This is a genomic window from Exiguobacterium sp. E17S (assembly GCF_057772545.1).
The window spans coordinates 1,258,325-1,278,145 of record NZ_JBYLRU010000001.1 but is presented as its reverse complement, the minus strand read 5'-3'; the positions used below and the strand labels follow the sequence as shown (position 1 = coordinate 1,278,145).

General features: G+C 47.8%; 18 protein-coding genes and 1 pseudogene. 15 read left to right on the top strand and 4 right to left on the bottom strand.

The window, feature by feature from the left end; translation table 11 throughout:
- The first annotated feature begins 2 nt into the window (after nucleotides 1-2).
- From AC3B4V_RS06650 to trxA, 10 genes and pseudogenes are all read left to right on the top strand, one after another.
- A complete protein-coding gene (locus AC3B4V_RS06650) occupies nucleotides 3-551 on the top strand; it encodes a CvpA family protein (RefSeq protein WP_214805256.1) in 549 nt (182 codons plus the stop codon).
- A gap of 47 nt (nucleotides 552-598) precedes the next feature.
- On the top strand, nucleotides 599-2,314 hold the full coding sequence (polX, locus tag AC3B4V_RS06645; protein WP_488378010.1) for a DNA polymerase/3'-5' exonuclease PolX: 1,716 nt from the start codon (nucleotides 599-601) through the stop codon (nucleotides 2,312-2,314).
- Nucleotides 2,315-4,680, top strand: a pseudogene (locus AC3B4V_RS06640) (endonuclease MutS2). It begins immediately after the preceding gene.
- A gap of 10 nt (nucleotides 4,681-4,690) precedes the next feature.
- Nucleotides 4,691-5,098 (top strand): DUF350 domain-containing protein, encoded by a 408-nt coding sequence (locus AC3B4V_RS06635; RefSeq protein ID WP_023469001.1) that lies wholly within the window; start codon nucleotides 4,691-4,693, stop codon nucleotides 5,096-5,098.
- A 185-nt stretch (nucleotides 5,099-5,283) separates the two neighbouring features.
- Complete coding sequence (locus AC3B4V_RS06630) at nucleotides 5,284-6,180, top strand: YitT family protein (protein ID WP_050677634.1); 897 nt, start codon at nucleotides 5,284-5,286, stop codon at nucleotides 6,178-6,180.
- 197 nt (nucleotides 6,181-6,377) lie between these two features.
- Complete coding sequence (locus AC3B4V_RS06625; protein ID WP_050677633.1) at nucleotides 6,378-8,051, top strand: AMP-binding protein; 1,674 nt, start codon at nucleotides 6,378-6,380, stop codon at nucleotides 8,049-8,051.
- 71 nt (nucleotides 8,052-8,122) lie between these two features.
- Nucleotides 8,123-8,701 carry a fatty acid metabolism transcriptional regulator FadR gene (gene fadR, locus AC3B4V_RS06620; protein WP_050677632.1) on the top strand — a complete coding sequence of 193 codons (579 nt, stop codon included), beginning with the start codon at nucleotides 8,123-8,125 and terminating at the stop codon, nucleotides 8,699-8,701.
- 74 nt (nucleotides 8,702-8,775) lie between these two features.
- Nucleotides 8,776-9,549 (top strand): electron transfer flavoprotein subunit beta/FixA family protein, encoded by a 774-nt coding sequence (locus tag AC3B4V_RS06615; RefSeq protein WP_050677631.1) that lies wholly within the window; start codon nucleotides 8,776-8,778, stop codon nucleotides 9,547-9,549.
- Between the two features lie 13 nt (nucleotides 9,550-9,562).
- Nucleotides 9,563-10,528 carry an electron transfer flavoprotein subunit alpha/FixB family protein gene (locus tag AC3B4V_RS06610; RefSeq protein ID WP_215147314.1) on the top strand — a complete coding sequence of 322 codons (966 nt, stop codon included), beginning with the start codon at nucleotides 9,563-9,565 and terminating at the stop codon, nucleotides 10,526-10,528.
- Nucleotides 10,529-10,689: 161 nt separating this feature from the next.
- Nucleotides 10,690-11,001 (top strand): thioredoxin, encoded by a 312-nt coding sequence (gene trxA / locus AC3B4V_RS06605; RefSeq protein WP_023468994.1) that lies wholly within the window; start codon nucleotides 10,690-10,692, stop codon nucleotides 10,999-11,001.
- Between the two features lie 61 nt (nucleotides 11,002-11,062).
- Here the strand turns inward: trxA and AC3B4V_RS06600 are convergent, their stop codons facing one another.
- Together AC3B4V_RS06600 and AC3B4V_RS06595 are read right to left on the bottom strand one after the other, a co-directional pair.
- Complete coding sequence (locus tag AC3B4V_RS06600) at nucleotides 11,063-11,440, bottom strand: VOC family protein (RefSeq protein ID WP_050677629.1); 378 nt, start codon at nucleotides 11,438-11,440, stop codon at nucleotides 11,063-11,065.
- A 14-nt stretch (nucleotides 11,441-11,454) separates the two neighbouring features.
- Entirely contained in the window at nucleotides 11,455-12,777 is a 1,323-nt protein-coding gene (locus AC3B4V_RS06595; RefSeq protein ID WP_326187564.1) for a dihydrolipoyl dehydrogenase family protein, read from the bottom strand.
- 82 nt (nucleotides 12,778-12,859) lie between these two features.
- Between AC3B4V_RS06595 and uvrC the strand changes: the two genes are divergently transcribed.
- Nucleotides 12,860-14,644 carry an excinuclease ABC subunit UvrC gene (uvrC, locus tag AC3B4V_RS06590; protein ID WP_064299530.1) on the top strand — a complete coding sequence of 595 codons (1,785 nt, stop codon included), beginning with the start codon at nucleotides 12,860-12,862 and terminating at the stop codon, nucleotides 14,642-14,644.
- A gap of 41 nt (nucleotides 14,645-14,685) precedes the next feature.
- Here the strand turns inward: uvrC and AC3B4V_RS06585 are convergent, their stop codons facing one another.
- Nucleotides 14,686-15,300: a PH domain-containing protein gene (locus AC3B4V_RS06585; protein ID WP_023468990.1), complete on the bottom strand. Its 615-nt coding sequence runs from the start codon at nucleotides 15,298-15,300 to the stop codon at nucleotides 14,686-14,688.
- Between the two features lie 117 nt (nucleotides 15,301-15,417).
- Nucleotides 15,418-15,837, bottom strand: coding sequence for a YslB family protein (locus tag AC3B4V_RS06580; protein WP_050677628.1), 420 nt, complete (start codon nucleotides 15,835-15,837; stop codon nucleotides 15,418-15,420).
- A gap of 213 nt (nucleotides 15,838-16,050) precedes the next feature.
- Between AC3B4V_RS06580 and AC3B4V_RS06575 the strand changes: the two genes are divergently transcribed.
- From AC3B4V_RS06575 to AC3B4V_RS06560, 4 genes are read left to right on the top strand one after another with little or no spacing between them, the layout of a single operon-like run.
- The gene (locus tag AC3B4V_RS06575) at nucleotides 16,051-16,668 is read left to right on the top strand and encodes a succinate dehydrogenase cytochrome b558 subunit (RefSeq protein WP_029342294.1); all 618 of its coding nucleotides are present in this window, start codon (nucleotides 16,051-16,053) and stop codon (nucleotides 16,666-16,668) included.
- A 19-nt stretch (nucleotides 16,669-16,687) separates the two neighbouring features.
- On the top strand, nucleotides 16,688-18,451 hold the full coding sequence (gene sdhA / locus AC3B4V_RS06570) for a succinate dehydrogenase flavoprotein subunit (protein ID WP_023468987.1): 1,764 nt from the start codon (nucleotides 16,688-16,690) through the stop codon (nucleotides 18,449-18,451).
- Entirely contained in the window at nucleotides 18,451-19,257 is an 807-nt protein-coding gene (sdhB, locus tag AC3B4V_RS06565) for a succinate dehydrogenase iron-sulfur subunit (RefSeq protein ID WP_023468986.1), read from the top strand. The genes sdhA and sdhB overlap by 1 nt, the downstream gene beginning before the upstream one ends.
- Before the next feature lie 56 nt (nucleotides 19,258-19,313).
- Nucleotides 19,314-19,769, top strand: coding sequence for an acyl-CoA thioesterase (locus AC3B4V_RS06560; RefSeq protein WP_058713782.1), 456 nt, complete (start codon nucleotides 19,314-19,316; stop codon nucleotides 19,767-19,769).
- Nucleotides 19,770-19,821: the final 52 nt, after the last annotated feature.

Genomic DNA, 19,821 nt, shown 5'->3' with positions numbered 1-19,821 from the left:
CTATGATTTCTTTCGTTATCTTATTACTTCTCGCCTTAGGCGTCATGACGGGTGTCCGACGGGGAGTCGTATTGCAGGCCGGGCATTTGCTCAGCCTGATCATTTCCTTCATCGTCGCCTTGTCGTTCTATGAGGAACTGGCGACGAAATTCCGTTTGTGGGTTCCATATCCGTCGACACTGGATGATGCGGGAATCGACTTGACGATGTTCGCAATTCCAAGTTCAGCACGACTCGATGAGGTGTTCTACAAAGCCTTTTGGTTCGTCGTCCTGTTCTTCGGTACAAAAATCATCTTAGCGATTTTGTTATCGATGTTTGATTCGTTGACGAATATTCCGATTTTAAAACAAGTCAAAGGATTATTAGGTGGCGTCTTTGGCTTCATCGAGATGTACATCTTCATTTTCTTACTCTTGTTCCTCGCAGCATTCGTTCCGATTCAGTCGATACAGGATGCGATCGCAGACTCGAGTTTGGCAAGTTTCATCATCCAACATACACCGCTCCTTGCGAATTGGCTGATGGATCAAGTTGGATTGATAAAATAAACATGCTCCCGTTAAATGGGAGCTTTTTTTTGAGGGGAGAATTGCACATGCGTACGATTCAAGATGCAATGCGTCACTTAGAACGAATCTCAGTCTATCTAGAGGTTAAAGGGGAAAATCCGTTTAAGATCAATGCTTTCCGAAAAGCAGCAAGTATCCTCGAGGCATCTGATGCTGACTTCATGGCAATCGACGATTTCACGGCGATGAAGGGGATCGGTAAAGGAACGGCTGCTGTTCTTGAGGAGTACCGGGAAACGGGAACGAGTACGGCACTGACGGAACTCGAACAAGAAGTACCGGAAGGACTGATTGCTTTACTGAAGATCCCAGGTCTTGGTGGGAAGAAACTTGCTAAATTGCATGAAGTCGGCGTCATTGATGCGGATTCCTTTGCAGAGAAATTAGCGGATGGTACAGTCGAAACGATGCCTGGATTCGGTAAGAAGACGGTCGAAAAGTACGTCAAAGCGCTCGAAACGTTTGAAACACGACCGGAACGATTACCGTATGGTGTCATGCGGAAGGTCGTTACGGAATTAAATCAGACCCTTGCGTCGTTCGATGAAATCATTCGCTTCGAAGTTGGTGGAAGCTTCCGCCGAGCAGAAGAGACGTGCAAGGACCTTGATTTCATCCTCTCGACGAACGAACCGGAACGGATCAAGGAGCAACTATTGGAACTGTCGCTCATCGATGAAGTCATCGCTGCCGGCAGCACGAAAGTATCACTCGTCTTAAAACGAGATGTCCATTATATCGCGGTTGATTTCCGAATCGTCGATGACGCGGCGTACGCGTCAACGTTACATCACTTCACGGGTTCGAAGGATCACAATGTCCGGATGCGTCAACTTGCCAAAGAACAGGGAGAGAGCATTTCTGAATATGGTGTCGAGACGGAGAACGGGTTAGTGCAGCCGAAGACGGAAGAAGAATTATTTGCACGGTACGACTTACCGTTCATCGCACCTGAATTACGAGCAGGGCGTCAAGAGTTCGAGCAGGATTTGTCACGCCTTTTGACGGAACAGGATATTCAAGCAGATGTGCACATGCATACGACATGGTCAGATGGCACATTATCTGTTGAAGAACTGGTCGATGCGTGTGCTGCACGAGGGTATACATGGATGGCGATCACCGACCATAGTAAGTATATGAAGTTCGTCAATGGATTGACGGAAGAACGTCTACGTGCGCAACGGGTCGAAATCGAAGCGGCACGCAAGAAACATCCCGAGATGACGATTTTATGTGGCGTCGAGATGGATATCTTGCCTGATGGGTCGCTCGATTATGCAGATGATTTCTTAAAAGAGATGGATTACGTCATTGCCTCGATTCACTCGAAATTCGATCAGACGGAAGAAGAGATCATGCAACGGCTTGAGAATGCGTGTCGTAATCCTTACGTTTCTCTGATTGCCCATCCGACAGGACGAATCATCGGTAGACGTGAAGGGTATGCGGTTAACATCGATCGCTTGATCGAACTAGCAGCCGAGACAGGAACAGCGCTTGAGATGAATGCAAACCCGGCACGATTCGATTTGACGGCAAGTTCCCTAGCAAAAGCGAAGGCTGCTGGTGTGAAAATTCTAATCAATACGGATACACACCGACCAGAAATGTTAGAAGATATGAAACTTGGAGTCCTCCATGCACGTAAAGCCTATTTGGAGGCGTCTGATGTCATCAATACGTGGAGCGCCGAAGCAGCACTTGCCTTCTTCGGTCGAAAACGTTTAGGAGTGGATTAAATGAATGCCAACGCATTACGCGTCTTAGAATATGAGAAGTTAAAAGAAAACATGTTATCGTTCACGGCAAGCTCACTTGGAGCACAGTTCGTTCGAGCGATGCGCCCGGCGGAAGAGTTCGAGCAGGTCAAGGAATTGTTAGCCGTCACGACGGAAGCAACGACGGTTTACCGATTGCGTGACCGTTACCCGTTCGGTGGTTTGACAGATGTCCGCAGTGAAGTGAAACGGGCAGAAATTGGTTCGGTCCTCTCGACGAGTGAACTCTTATCCGTTGCAGACGTCGTCTATTCAGGACGTCAAGTGAAGGCGTTCCAAGAACGATTGCATGAAGATCATCCGGATCTACGATTACCACGACTCGACAGTCGAATCGAACAGATCACGAAGCTCGTTGAGATCGAACAGGGGATTCGTCATGCCATTGACGATCAAGGAACTGTTCAAGATTCGGCAAGTGATAAATTACGAGCGTTACGTAGTCAGTTGCGTTCGCTCGAAGGACAAGTTCGTTCAAAAATCGATAGTGTCTTACGTAGTAAAGCGAAGATGCTGTCTGACGCCATCGTGACGATGCGAAATGATCGCTACTGTGTCCCGGTCAAACAAGAATATCGTCAAGCGTTTGGTGGGATCGTCCACGACCAGTCGGCATCCGGTGCGACGTTATTCATCGAACCACAAGCCGTCGTTTCTGCGAACAACGAGATTCAAGAAGCGCGTTTGAAAGAACGGGCGGAAATCGAACGAATCCTCGCACAATTATCAGCACTTGTCGGGAGTGTCGGCGACTCGCTACGCATCAACCTTGATGTACTAGCAGAACTTGATTTCATCATGGCGAAAGCGTTGTATGGTCATCAGATCGGAGCGGTCGAACCACGCTTGAATGAAAATCGCCATATCATTCTGAAGGAAGCACGACATCCCTTCATTCCAAAAGAAGAGGTCGTACCGATCACTGTCTCGCTGGGTGGCGATTTTACATCACTTGTCATCACCGGTCCGAACACCGGGGGTAAGACAGTTACTTTAAAGACGATTGGTCTTTTGCAATTGATGGTGCAATCAGGACTATACGTGCCGGCAGCAGATGAGACGGAGCTCAGTGTCTTCGATGCGATTTATGCCGATATCGGAGATGAACAGTCGATTGAACAAAACTTGTCGACGTTCAGTTCGCATATGACGAACATCGTCTCGATGATGGAGAAAATCGATTTCATGAGTTTGGTGCTGTTTGATGAATTAGGGGCGGGAACGGATCCGACAGAAGGGGCTGCCCTGGCGATCGCGATTCTTGATGAAGTGAAACGGCGCGGAGCACGTGTTGCAGCGACGACGCACTATTCGGAGTTAAAAGCGTACGGCTATAACCGAGAAGGAGTCGTCAACGCGTCGATGGAATTCGATGTCGAATCCCTCAGTCCGACGTATCGCTTACTCATCGGTGTACCGGGACGCTCGAACGCGTTCGAGATTTCAAAACGTCTCGGACTCGAAGACCGGATCATCGATGCGGCACGTGGTCAAATCGGTAGCGACGCACAGTCCGTCGAAACGATGATCGAACGACTGGAAGAGGCGAAACAGCGTGCTGAAACGTTAGAGGCTCAGTTGCTGGAAGAGAAGAAACGACTCGTTGCAGAGCGTGAGCAATTCGAGCAAGAACAAGCAGAAATTCAAGAAGAGAAAAATGAGATTCTGGCAAAAGCGGAAGAAAAAGCAGCACGCGCAGTCGAACGTGCCCAAAAAGAAGCGGAAGGCGTCATTAAACGTTTGAAGGAATTACGAGACGCTGGTGCCGTCAAAGAGCATGAATTGATCGAGGCACGTAAAAACTTGAAGATGCGAAGCCGAGTCTGCAAGAGAAACGGATCGCTAAAGTAAAAGCGAAATATGATCAAACGCCACGGTTTGATAAAGGGGAAGAAGTTAAAGTTACGACCTTTAATCAAAAAGGCTATATCATCAACCAACAGGCGAACGGCGAGTATACCGTTCAAGTCGGCATCATGAAGGTGAACGTCAAACCGGAAGATCTTGCGAAGATCGGCAGTACTCCAAAACGTTCTCAAACAAAAGGGCGTTCTGGTGGTACGAGTGTGACGAAACAATCGGCGCCTTCAGCTGAACTGGATTTACGTGGTGTCCGTGTTGAAGAAGGATTATCGAAGCTCGAACGCTTCATGGACCAAGCTCTGTTATCGAACTACGACCATATTCGTGTCATTCATGGTTTGGGTACGGGAGCGATGCGTCAAGGTGTCCAAGAATTCTTGAAAGGTCATCGTCACGTCAAAGGTCACCGCTTAGGCGGTCAAGGTGAAGGCGGACACGGTGTGACGATCATCGAACTGAAATGAGGAAAGCAGGATGAACATTTTTGAGAACGTCTATGTCTACACGACAGCGCTCTATTCGGTCGCGGGATTACTGATCATTTTAGGACTTGCACTTTTTGAGTTGACAACCCGGTATAAAAACTGGGAACATATCAAGAGTGGCAACATCGCCGTTGCGTTAGCAACAGGTGGAAAAATCATCGGACTCGCCAATATCGTTCATTTCGCTGTTCAAGGGGAAGAACGGGTCGGGTCGATATTTCTTGAAAGTGCTTTTGGCTTCTTACTGTTGATATCGACATACTGGATCTTTGAATTCCTGACACCGAATTTGCCGGTAGACCGTGAAATCGAGAACGGCAACATTGCTGTCGGCATTATTTCATGTGCCTTATCGATCGGCATGTCCTACGTCATCGGATCAGCGTTAGTGGGGTGAATCCGTGTTAGAACGTTTAGCGAAAATCATGTTCGGGGTTTCGATTGCCTTTTTGGTCGTCGGTATCCTTTGGATTGTATTTAATTAAAAGAACCGGTCTTACCGTGTGATCATTCCGTACTGACATCGTTTCAGTACGGAATTTTTATTGGAAGCCACGCCTAATCAAAAAAGGAGGAACGCATATGAACGTAAGAAAAACATCAACAACGACAGAAACGAGACGCCGTGCTTTTGAGGCGATGCAATTGATTTCTTGGAAGGACATCTTCTGGGTCATCATCGGGTCTGCGATTCTCGCCTTTGGAATCAACTACTTTACGATTCCGAACGATTTATCTGAAGGTGGATTGATCGGGATCACGGTCATCTTCTACTACCTCTATGGCTGGGATACGGGACTTGTTTCCCTGATTGCGAACGCCTTGCTGTTCGTCGTCGGTTATCGATTCCTCAGCCGGAAGACGATGCTTTACTCCGTCATCTCGGTCGCCGTCACATCATTTGTCCTCTCCTCAACAGCAAGTCTTGCAACTTCATCAGATAGCCGTTTAATCGGTACGGTCTATGCGGGAATTCTGATTGGCGTCGGAATCGGACTTGTCATTCGTGCTGGAGGAACGACGGGCGGGGGAGTCATCATCGCTCGACTGATGAATAAATACTTGAATCTCAGTATCGCGGTCTCGATGTTTATCATCGATGTCGCGGTCGTCGGTGCATCAGGGTTCCTATTCGGAGAAGAGACGATGCTATACACGTTGATTGCAATCATCATCGGCTCGTACTTGATTGATCTCGTCAGCGAAGGATTAAATGTCCGCGAAGCGGTCACGATCATCAGTCATCGCCAAGAGGAGATCGCGACGATCCTGACAGAGACACTCGGTCGTAGCGCGACGGTCATCCACAGTCACGGTCATTTCACGAAACAAAAGAATGATATGTTGTATATGATCGTCGATAAACGACAACTGGCACCGTTGAAACAGATCGTCGAAGCAGCGGATCCCCGCGCCTTCGTCGTCATTCATAAAGTGCGCGAAGTCATTGGTGAAGGATTTACGTATCCATCCCGGTGATGTCTATTAAAAAGCAGTGCTTCTTCTTTTTCGGAAACGAGAAAGGGTGGTGCTGCTTTTTTGTATGATGATTTCTAATTGAACGAATCGAAAAAAACAAGCAGATTTGATTTCTTTTTTGGATTTTACTGGCATGTCGAATTCGATTCAACGTATAATAAAAATGAATAGTAATTCATTATCAGGGAGGGAAACGTATGGAATCCGTTTGGTTATCTGATTATCCCGAGCAAGTACCCGCATCGATTGATTATCGAGAATTACCTCTTTATCAGGCACTCGATGAGGCAGCGACTGATTTTCCAGAACAACGTGCCTTGAGTTTCTTAGGAAAACGTATGACGTTTCGTGAAGTACGTGACGAGGCCCGCGCACTTGGGAGCCTATTACAAGAGCACGGACTAAAAAAAGGGGATCGCGTCGGACTGATGTTACCGAACTGTCCCCAGTATATGATCAGTTATTATGCTGTTCTCTATGCAGGTGGTATCGTCGTCCAAGTGAACCCACTCTATACAGACCGTGAACTTGAACAGATTCTCGTCGATTCAGGAGCACATATGCTCGTGACGCTCGATCTACTCTATCCGAAAGCGTCTCGTGTCAAGGCGTCGACGACACTCAAGACCGTCGTGACGACAAGTATCGCGGATTACCTTCCCTTCCCTAAAAATAAACTCTATCCGATTAAAGCACGGAAAGATAACAACATCATCATTGATACGACAGGTTCGATCCCGTTTTTATCTTTGCGGGGGTATGAACCGATTACACCAGTCGCGATTCAACCGAAGGAGGACGTCGCGGTTCTCCAATATACGGGTGGAACGACAGGCGCTCCAAAAGGTGTCATGTTGACACACTTTAACTTGAGTGCAAACGTCGAACAGATCGACAACTGGTTCTATAAATACAATCGAGGAGATGGACGGAAGCTGTTAGCAGTCGTTCCTTATTTCCATGTCTATGGCATGACGTGTAACCTCAATTTCGGCATATTTAATGCCTATGAACAAATCATCGTTCCGAAATTCGATATCGAACAGGTACTCAAGACGATTCATAAGGAAAAACCGAATCTGTTCCCAGGTGCTCCGACGATGTATGTTGGTCTATTGAATCATCCGAAGCTGAAGAAGTATGATCTCTCTTCGATTGAAGCCTGTATTTCTGGTTCAGCTCCTCTACCAGTCGAAGTGCAGGAAAAATTCGAAGCGCTGACGGGTGGGCGGATCGTTGAAGGATACGGTCTGTCTGAAACGAGTCCGGTGACGCATACGAACTGTATCTGGGATCGTCGGATTCCTGGAACGGTCGGTATTCCGGTACCCGATACGCAAGCGAAAATCGTCCAAGCGGACGGAGAGACACCAGCTGCTCCAGGTGAGATTGGTGAGATTATCGTCACAGGTCCGCAAGTCATGAAAGGATACTGGAAACGACCAGAAGATACGCAAGCTGTTCTGCGAAACGGTTGGTTGCATACGGGAGACCTTGGATATATCGGTGAGGATCATTATTTCCGAATCGTCGATCGGAAAAAAGATTTGATCATTGCTTCTGGATTCAACATTTATCCACGTGAAGTCGAAGAAATCCTATATGAACACCCAGCCGTCAAAGAAGCGGTCGTCATCGGTGTTCCGGATGTCTACCGCGGAGAGACCGTCAAGGCGTTCATCGTCGTCAAGGATGAGATGACGGTCACGGAAGAAGAACTCGATCAATTCTGTCGTAAACAGTTAGCATCGTTCAAAGTGCCGAAGCAGTATGAATTCCGGCAAGAGTTACCGAAGACGTTCGTTGGTAAGATTCTCCGCCGTGTTCTCGTTGAAGAAGAACGTGCCAAACAACTCGAAGAAAGCAGTTGACAGGATAAAATGACATGATAGAATAAATATGAATGAACCATCATTCATTTTATGCGTTAGGAGATAGTGGAATGAAACGAACAATGTCAAAGAGTGACCGCATCATTGATGCCGCCGTAAAAGTCATCGCCAAGAACGGCTACCATGGAGCGAAAGTGACTGCCATCGCAAAGGAAGCCGGGGTTGCGGATGGAACGATCTATCTGTACTTCAAGAATAAAGAACATCTCTTGATTTCGCTATTCCAAGCGAAAATGGGAAGCTTCATCGAATATTCCGAAGGACAAATCGCGAGCCATACATCAGCGACGGAACAATTGGCAGCATTGATTGAGGCACACCTCGAGCAATTATCCGTCGACTATGATTTAGCGGTCGTCACGCAGATTGAGTTGCGTCAATCGAACCAAGACATGCGTCAAAACATCGCTGCCGTCTTAAAGCCGTACTTGCATCTGATTGACCGGGTCGTTAAGCACGGGATGACGACAGGTGAGTTTTCAAACGATCTGGATTATCGATTAGCACGTCAGATGATTTTCGGAACGATCGATGAGGTCGTGACGAGCTGGATGGCAAGTGGATTCAAATATGAGTTGCTTGAGACACGCGACGGGATTCATCGGATGTTGATCAAAGGGCTGAGTTAAGCCCTTTTCATGACAACAACTATGTAAGCGGATACAAAGAATGATGGTGAATAGACGACAAGGGGGAGCATGAGATGGAAATCTATGTACTGTTGAAACGCACATTCGATACGGAAGAAGCAATCCAACTCGAGAATGGTCAAATCGATGAGGATGGCGCTGAGTTCATCATTAACCCATACGATGAGTATGCGGTAGAAGAAGCGATTCGTGTCCGTGATGCACAAGGGGGAACGGTAACGGTCGTGACGGTCGGACCGGAAGATGCGGACAAAGAATTACGAACAGCACTCGCAATGGGAGCGGATCAAGCAGTTCGTATCTCGATTGAAGATGATATCGAAGAGGCAGATCATTTCACGATTTCTGAAGTGCTCGCTGGTTATTTGAAGGAACAAACGGTTGATCTCGTCATCGCCGGAAACGTCGCAGTCGATGGCGGAAGTGGTCAAGTGGCGCCTCGCGTCGCAGAACTACTTGATATCCCTTACGTGACGACGATCACGAAACTAGAGCTCGACGGTACGAAAGCTGTCGTGACACGCGACGCTGAAGGGGATACGGAGACGATCGAAACAACACTTCCGTTACTCGTCACTGCGCAACAAGGATTGAACGAACCACGTTATCCAAGTCTTCCAGGGATCATGAAGGCGAAGAAAAAGCCGCTTGAAGAACTCGAACTCGATGATCTCGAACTTGATGAAGACGAACTCGCACCACGTCTAGAGACGATTGAGCGTTTCTTACCACCGAACAAAGCAGCTGGTAAGATCCTCGAAGGTGAACTGAACGAGCAAGTCGCGCAGCTCGCATCATTATTACGTAACGAAGCAAAAGTGGTCTAAGGGGGAGAAACGAATGACAAAAGCATTAGTACTCGCAGAATCACGGGATGGTAGTTTACGGAATGTGTCGTTTGAGGCAATCGCAGCAGCGCGACGTGTCGCAGATGAAGTCATCGCGGTCCTGATTGGACACGATGTCGCAAAGGATGCCGATGCTCTAGCATCACGCGGAGCGGACCAAGTCCTCGTCGTCGAGGATGAGCGTCTTTTACACTACACGCCAGACGGTTATGGACAAGTCTTCCTCGAGTTGATGAATCGAACGTCACCCGACGTGCTCGTCTTCGGTCATACGTCGCTCGGCAAGGATCTATCACCGAAGATCGCGGCAAAACTACAAGCCGGTTTGATCAGTGATGTGACGGCGATTGAAGGGGAAGGCGCAGATGCGTCATTCATTCGCCCGATCTACTCGGGGAAAGCATTTGAAAAAGTCAAAGTCGCAGAAGGCAAGACACTCTTTACAGTCCGTCCGAACAACATCGATCCGCTCGAAGCAGGTAGTTCACAAGGAATGGTCGAGTCGGTTACGGTTGAACTGAAGGATTTACGGACAATCGTCGCAGACATCGTACGCAAAGCAACAGGCGGCGTTGATTTGTCAGAGGCAAAAGTGATCGTCGCAGGTGGACGAGGCGTCAAGAGTTCGGACGGCTTCGCACCGTTACAAGAACTAGCAGATGTCCTCGGAGGAGCAGTGGGTGCTTCGCGTGGTGCTTGTGATGCGGATTACTGCGACTATGCGCTTCAAATCGGTCAGACAGGTAAAGTCGTTACACCGGATCTTTATATCGCGTGTGGGATCTCAGGTGCGATCCAACACTTAGCAGGGATGTCAAATGCCAAAGTGATCGTTGCGATCAACAAGGACCCGGAAGCGAACATCTTCTCTGTCGCTGACTATGGCATCGTCGGTGATTTGTTCGACGTCGTGCCACTATTGACAGCTGAATTCAAAAAAATGCTCGTTCACGGATGAGTTTGAAGACCGGTGCCATTATCATGGTGCCGGTTGTTTTTGCGGATTTTTCGCGTGAGCAGTTTCGTTTGTTGGAAGAGACTGCTATGATATACTCGAATCAATAAAGAGATCACCCATTTTTTTACCGGGTCGATCTACTCATTAGGAGGTTATGATCAATGGCAATCGTACACGCAACTAGCCAATCATTTAAAGAAGAAACACAAGAAGGACTCGTCCTTGTTGATTTTTGGGCAACATGGTGTGGACCATGTCGTATGCTCGCACCTGTTCTTGAAGAACTCGATGCTGACATGCAAGATGTAAAAATCGTCAAAGTCGACGTAGATGCAAACCCAGAAGTAGCTGGAGCATTCCAAGTTCAAAGTATCCCGACACTCGTTCTCTTCAAAGATGGACAACCTGTCAACAAAACAATGGGCTTCATGCCAAAAGACGCACTTAAAGAATTCGTTGAAACATCTAACTAATTCTTTCCTGCATATCAAAACAGACCGTTCTGCACAGGCAGAACGGTCTGTTTTTTTTAGATTACATTGGCGTACAAAGTTCAATCAGGTGACCATCGGGGTCGAGGACATAGGCGACGACTTGCCCCCATGGTTTTTGTGCAGGCGCGAGGACGGTCTCATATCCTGCCTCCACCACCTTCTGAAATAGAGTAGGGACGTCATCCGTGATGAAACCAATCTCTAACGTCTGTTGTGTTTTTCCACTCGGTATCGTGTAATCCGGAATCAACTGTTGCACGTCTTCACGCGTATTGAAGGCGAGTGTCGTCTGACCGGTCTCGAACTCGATGTAGCTCCCGTGCTCCGCCTTGACGGATAAGCCAAGAACGTCTCGATAGAATGTCAGCGTCTGCGCAGTGTCTTCAACGTATAAAATCGTATAGCCGTATTGAATCATTAAAAAGCCTCCTGTCAATCCTCGAATAACGAAGCGATGTCTGAAGCCGGTGTCGGGTAAGCGAATCCAGTCTGTTGCATCGAAGTACTTGGAATCCGGTGTTGCATCGCAAACGAGAAATAGTTTGCTAGTTCCGCTGCATTGACACCGATGAAGTGTGCGCCGAGTACTTGATCATCTTCCCCGACGAGCACTTTCGCCCGAGCAAAACTGTCTTTGATCCGTGCGTTCGTTTGCCAGGAGGACGTATCGATCAAGCGACCACGGTAAGGAATACCTGCTTTTTTCAAAGCAGCTTCCGTTTCACCGACGAGGGCGAGGTTCGGAGCAGTGAATACGACGCTAGGTACAGGGAGCAGCTCCAGTTTCCGGTTGTTCCCTTCGAGCATGTTATCGGCAGCGAGTCGTCCTTCGGTTCCAGCAAACGGCGTCAATGCGGGATTCCCGCTGACAGCGACATCTCCTGCGGCATAGATATGTTCGACGGAAGACTGAAGGTACGCATTGACATGGATTCCTTTTTCGTTATGCGCAACGCCGATGGCTTCGAGACCAAGCTGGTCGATACTTGCGACACGTCCAGTCGCATTCAAGACGACGTCGGTCTTCAATACGTCGCCGTTCGATAAATGAAGTGATTCCTCTTCGTAAGCGACGACCTCTGCTTCTTTGATGATGGAGATACCAAGTGCCCGTGTGGCTTCTAACAGCACATCGACCAATTCGCTCTCGAATTGTTTTAAGGGGTTAGAACGTAAGACGATCGTGACGTCTGCGCCAGCAATACGAGCGAGATGGGCGAACTCGAACGAGATATAACCACCGCCGATGCAGACGAGTCGTCGTGGAAGTTCTTTCAGTTCAAGAAACTCATTACTTGTTATGAAACGCTCACTACCGGGTACAGTTAATTCGCGAGGTCTTAGACCGGTTGCGATTAAAAACTGTTTCCCTTCGATTTCTTCTTCACCAATTCGAAGGCGATGTGAAGACACGAAATGCGGTTCTCCATGGAAATAGTCGATGTCCGTTTCCGCGTACCGCTTTCGTGTTTGCTCCGGGATGGCGCGTGTGTATTCATTCTTTCGCTCCATCAATTGGCGCCAATCAATCGAAATCAGACCCTTTACGCCGTATCCGAGCAATCGCTCGACAGCGTCTTTCGTCTCACTACCCGTCAGTAAGATTTTTTTGGCGTCACATCCACGTTGTGCGCATGTGCCACCTGGAGTGAAGTTCTCCACGATGGCAACACGTAGTCCTTTTTCAGCGAATTTATAAGCCGCTTGATTTCCAGCGGAACCTGTTCCGATCACAATGCAATCATATGTACGCATTTTTCATCCTCCGTATGTCATAATCAATGTATGGTATTTACCCGAACGAATAAAACTAAAAACGGTGAAAGGAGACATTTATTTGGGACATCAAGAACATATCAAAGCGAAACTATCCCTTTTGCCTGATGAGCCAGGATGTTATCTGCACAAAAATGAATTCGGCGAAGTCATCTATGTCGGAAAAGCAAAAAATCTAAAGAATCGTGTCCGTTCCTATTTCACGGGAGCACATGATATTAAGACGGAACGTCTCGTCGCGGAAGTCCGTGACTTCGAATACATCATCACAGCTAGTGAACTAGAAGCGTTGTTGCTTGAGATGACGCTTATTAAGAAACATGATCCGAAGTACAATATCATGTTGAAGGATGATAAGTCGTATCCGTACTTGAAAATTACGAATGAGACATATCCTCGCCTGATCACGACACGTAAGTTGAAAAAAGATGGTGGTCATTATTTTGGTCCTTATCCGAATGCGTATGCGGCAAACGAGACGAAACGTCTGCTAGATCGTTTATATCCGCTACGTAAATGCCAACCGATGCCGAAAAAACTTTGTCTGTACTACCATATCGGTCAGTGTCTCGGTCCATGCGAAATCCCGAATCTCGAGTCGGAACAAAAAGCGCTCGTTTCAGAAATCCGACGTTTCTTGTCGGGCGACACGAAAGAGCTTGTCGAAGACTTGAAACAGAAGATGGCGGACGCGGCCGAAACGATGGAATTCGAACGTGCCGGAGAATTGCGCGATCAAGTACGGGCGATCGAGTCGATCATGAACAAACAAAACATGATCACAGCGGATTTGACGTCACGCGACGTATTCGGAATCCATGTCGATAAAGGCTGGATGTGTGTCCAAGTCTTCTTCCTTCGCGGCGGAAAGATGATCGAACGTGATGTCTCGCTTTTCCCGATTTATGGTACACCGGCAGAAGAGCTCGAGAGTTTCATCGTCCAGTTCTACGAAAAGAATATCAAGCCAAGTGAAGTCTATGTACCGCCACTCGTCAATCAGCTGTTGCTCAAAGAGGCGCTATCGATTAAAATTCATGTTCCGGTCCGAGGATCAAAACGGAAATTACTTGATTTAGCGACGAAGAATGCTGAAAATGCGATCTCTGAACGCTTCGAGTTGTTAGCGAAAGACGAGAAACGGACCGTTCAAGCAGTCGAAGAACTCGCTGACGCGATCGACGTTCATCCATTGTCCCGGATTGAGATCATCGATAATGCGAACATTCAAGGAGCAGACGCCGTTTCGGCGCTCGTCGTCTTTGAAGACGGTAAACCACTGAAAAAAGAATACCGGAAGTTCAAGATCCGGACGGTTCAAGGACCGGACGACTATGAATCGATGCGGGAAATCGTACGTCGGCGTTATCGACGGTTGTTACTCGAAGGAGCGCGCCTTCCGGACCTCGTTTTGATTGACGGAGGAGTCGGACAGTTGAATGCTGCTTTAGAAGTCATTCAAGATGAACTCGGCTTATCCCTGCCGGTCGGCTCATTAAAAAAAGATGACAAACACCGGACGAGTCAATTGTTGTTTGGAGAAGATGCCCGTCTCGTCGAACTAAGTCCGCGTTCGAGTGCGTTTTATCTACTTCAACGGATGCAAGATGAGGTCCACCGGTTCGCGATCACGTTCCACCGCTCGCTCCGTTCAAAAGGGATGACCCGTTCCTTGCTCGACGAGATACCAGGAGTCGGACCGAAACGACGCCAGCAGTTGATTCGTCATTTCGGATCGATGCGTAGCTTGCGACGCGCAACGATCGAACAGTTGGCGGAAGCAGGATTACCTGTCAAGTTAGCGGAAACCGTCGCTGAATACTTGAGTCAAGCGAATGAAGAATGAAAAAATGCCGTCCTCTTGAAGAGGGCGGCATTTTAAAATAATTAGTTGTTGATGTACTTCTCGTAGTATGAACCGAAGTCACGCTGGTTCCACTGATGGTAGTGACCTTGTAGCCACTCGAAGGATTGTTCGGACAACTCCTTGAATGTTTGCGGCACGTTCATGTCACCTTGACGAAGTCCGCCGAGAATCGTGACCGAATGATTCAATGAGCTGTTTGCGAACTCGAGCATCTTTTGTCCTTCATACTGTTTTTCAGCGATCGCAAGAAGTGTTTTGTAAAGATCTTTCACATGTTCGAGTTGTTTCTTATCGACGTCGATCGAATAATGTTTGCCACCGATCTCGAATTTAATCTCGACATCAAGATCGACCGTTCCCGCCGTTTCGAACATGACGTGGCGAATCGGATAGTGTGCGTACGGATAACGATACAAGACGCGTTTCGAACTGACGGCACTTTCACCATCGAGGTGAATTAAAGCCAGATTCGTAAAGCAATACTCGTCAGATTTAGATTTGATCAAGAAATAGATTTTCTCGCCGTCTTCATGTAAGACATAATCGTCAGCGGCTGCCTTGTCGAAATCATCAGGATGAATGACTTGTCCGATATCACTGAATCCTGTTAAATCTGCTGCTAGTTTTTTGAACATGTGAAGTTCCTCCTCGCGATTTGTGTACGAATGATTTTACGAGCATTTACTGCAAAAGGTTTCATGAATCTATTTCGATGTTGAAAATTAAGATTCCTGTCACGTTTTATGTAAATTTCACTTGAGCGGTTCAAGTGGATCTTTAGGGTCGATTTGGACCGTGATTTGAACGAGCTCTTTATTTAACTCGGCATATCCTTCCGCGACACATCCGTTAAAACGAGAGAACTGTTCAGCGAGGAAACCCGCTTCGAGTTGGAAGTACCCTTGTGGTCGTTCATCTCTCGTCGTATCAGGAGGAGACAGAACGAATGAGATAGCAGTTCCTTTACGTTTCTTGATTTCGAGCGTTCCCCAACCTGCTTGTTCAAAAAATGAGGCTAATTCAGATTCATCTACGACAGGGAATTGACGCGCTAGACGTTTACCTGCCCAGTAGATGACTTGCCGATAATCCGATCCTAAAAGATCAGTCAGCACATAATCTCGGATCAATTCGATGCCGAAAAGTGGTGTTTGATTTGGTGTAGCATCCATCATGATTCACTCCTATCTGTGAACCATTATACCGAGATGATTCTTGTCGGTCATTGTTTTCCTAAAAAAATTTGCAGTTAAATGCAACGGCTCGGGTTGTCTTCTAAAAAGGACAGGAGTAGAATAAGTGATGAAAAGACGAATTTCCTTATGAAAGCGCTTTTCTACCAAAATGCGCCAACGGTTGATTGGCAAACAAAAGGGGGGATTTGGATGGCGAATCATCGTGATTTCGTGAGTCGTAAGATACACTCACTGCTCGGCGTCATTCCAATCGGGTTATTTTTACTTTCGCACTTAACGACGAACTACTTCATCGTACGTGGTGAGGAAGACTTCAATAAGGCCGCGGAATTCGTGGGGAACGTTCCGTATCGATTGTTCTTAGAGATCTTTGTCATCTTCATTCCGATCATCTTGCATGGTGTCTACGGTGTGTACATCGCATTCACCGGTTCTGCGAACACAGGGCGTTATACATACTTCCGGAACTGGATGTATGTACTGCAACGGTTCAGCGGTGTATTCCTTGTCGTGTTCATCACGTGGCACGTTTGGGAAACACGGATTGCCGCTGCGATGGGAACACCAGTGGATGCAAGCATGATGCAGAACATCGTCGATAACGGATTCATGCTCGCGTTCTATATCGTCGGGATCTTGGCGACGACATTCCACCTTGCGAACGGACTTTGGACGTTCTGCATCACATGGGGAATCACGCAGTCACCAGCATCTCAACGGGCGATGTCTTACGTGGCAGCACTCGTATTCATCGGTTTATCGTTTGTAGGCGTACGCTCGATCTTAACGTTTGCAGGCGTGTTGTAAGGAAAGGGGAACTGACAACATGGCGAACAAGAATCTTGTCATCATCGGCGGAGGGCTTGCCGGTCTGATGGCTACGATAAAAGCAGCGGAGCAAGGCGTACCAGTTAAGTTATTCTCACTCGTACCCGTCAAACGCTCACACTCTGTTTGTGCACAAGGTGGCATCAACGGAGCGGTCAATACAAAAGGGGAAGGAGATTCACCATACCAGCATTTCGATGACACGGTATACGGTGGGGACTTCCTCGCAAATCAACCACCTGTTCAAAAAATGGCGGAAGCAGCGCCGAAGATCATTCATATGTTCGACCGGATGGGTGTCATGTTCAACCGGACACCGGAAGGCTTACTCGACTTCCGACGTTTCGGAGGAACGTTGCATCACCGGACGGCATACGCTGGAGCGACGACTGGGCAACAACTGTTGTACGCATTGGATGAACAGGTTCGTAAGTTCGAAGCGCAAGGTTTGGTAGAAAAATATGAAGGATGGGAATTCCTTCGTGCCATCATCGATGACAATGGCATTTGTCGTGGAGCGGTTTGTCAAAACCTCCGGACGATGGAAATCGAGGCATTTGCCGCGGATTCTGTTATCCTCGCGACGGGTGGTCCTGGGGTCATCTTCGGAAAATCGACGAACTCGGTCATCAACACAGGACAAGCAGCAGCAGCTGTCTATCGTCAAGGAGCAATCTACGCGAACGGTGAGTTCATTCAGATTCACCCGACAGCGATTCCTGGAGACGATAAATTACGTCTCATGAGTGAATCAGCACGAGGTGAAGGTGGTCGCGTCTGGACGTATAAAGACGGTAAACCTTGGTACTTCCTTGAAGAGAAATATCCGGCGTACGGAAACCTTGTTCCACGAGATATCGCGACACGCGAGATTTTTGACGTCTGTGTCAATCAAAAACTCGGCGTCAACGGGGAAAACATGGTCTATCTGGATCTATCACATAAAGACGCAAAAGAACTCGATGTCAAACTCGGTGGGATCCTTGAAATCTACGAGAAATTCGTCGGTGATGATCCACGAAAAGTACCGATGAAGATTTTCCCGGCTGTTCACTATTCAATGGGTGGACTATGGGTCGACTACGATCAGATGACGAACATCCCTGGATTGTTCGCAGCTGGTGAATGTGATTATTCGATGCATGGTGGTAACCGTCTCGGAGCGAACTCACTTCTCTCTGCGGTATACGGCGGAATGGTCGCCGGACCATCAGCCATCGCTTATATGAATGAACTCGAGACATCGGTTCATGAGATGAGCGAGGACGTCGTCGAAGCGCATAAGATCGAAGAAATCAACCGCTTCAACGATATCCTATCCATGGAAGGTACGGAAAACGCGTATCAAATCCACCGTGAGCTTGGAGAAATCATGACGGATAACGTCACGGTCGTCCGTTACAACGATAAGCTCGAAGAGACACTGACAAAAATCAAGGAACTCCGCGATCGCTTCACACGCATCTCGGCAACGGATACAGCACGTTGGAGTAACCAAGGGGCATCGTTCATCCGTCAGCTCGATCACATGCTCGACCTAGCTGAAGCAATCACGCTTGGTGCCTTAAAACGTGACGAGAGTCGCGGAGCGCACTATAAACCGGACTTCCCGGAACGTAATGATGAACAGTTCTTGAAGACGACGATGGCACGTTATACGAACGGTCATCCAGAAATCTTCTATGAAGACGTCGACACGTCGTTGATTCCACCACGGAAACGCGACTACAGCAAGAAGTCGAAGAAAGAGGTGAAAGCATAATGGCGACACCACTCGAATCATCTACTACGCAAAAATCGGTTCAATTCATCGTTCAACGTCAAGATGGACCTGATGGTAAACCGTATGATGAAGCGTTTGAAATTCCGTACCGTCCGAACATGAACGTCATCTCTGCTTTAATGGAGATTCGCCGGAATCCTGTCAATGCAGCTGGTGAAAAAACGACACCAATCAACTGGGACATGGGTTGTCTAGAAGAAGTCTGTGGCGCTTGTTCGATGGTCATCAACGGCACACCACGTCAGTCGTGTACGGCACTCGTCGATAAACTCGAACAACCGATCCGTCTGCAACCGATGCAGACGTTCCCGATCGTTCGTGACCTTCAAGTTGACCGTCAACGCATGTTCGATGCGTTGAAAAAGGTCAAAGCATGGGTCCCAATCGATGGAACGTACGATTTAGGACCAGGACCGCGTATGCCAGAAAACAAACGTCAATGGGCATATGAGTTATCGAAATGTATGACGTGTGGCGTGTGTCTCGAGGCATGTCCGAACGTCAACGATCGTTCGACATTCATCGGACCGGCATCGATTTCACAAGTTCGTCTATTCAACTCGCATCCAACAGGTGCCTTCCACAAGGAAGAACGCCTTGAAGCGTTAATGGAAGACGGCGGGATCATGCAGTGCGGTAACGCTCAAAACTGTGTCGAGGTTTGCCCGAAAGGGATTCCGCTGACGACTTCGATCGCAGCGATGAACCGTCAGACGACACTTCATTCATTCAAGAAGTTCTTCGGTAGTGACGAAGGACGGACAGGTGAAGCCGTTAGTTCATGATTTATCAAAGAAGGAGCTTGCTCCTTCTTTTTTCATTCAGACAGGAGGAACTCATTGTGCGCGTACCAGCTTATATTCCAGAACTTGAATCATGGCTTGAACAGATGAAACATGGCACACGACTCGATGTCGCCGTTCGTTTTGCGGAGACGGATGCCTATGGTCATATGAATAACCGGGTACCGTTCGTCTATTTTGAGGACGTTCGTACATTGATGTTAGAGGAAACAGGATATTCGCTTGCAGAAGACGGCATCATCGTCGTTGCGGATGCCCAGTGTAATTACATTCGCCAAGTCTACCCACGGGCACGTCTCGCTGTCTATGCGTATCCGGTACATGTCGGTAGTGCATCGTGTGACGTCCACTATGCGGCATTTGATGAGCAAGGTGAACTGATGTTCACAGGACGGACATCGATGGTACAAATCGACCGTGCTGGGAAAGCATTCCCGTGGAGTGAAGCATATAAAAATTCCTTGCAGAATCGATTCGAATCCGTTATCATTTGATAATGAGTTCACATATTCGAAAACGACTCACTAGTACGTTATTAGTGAAGGG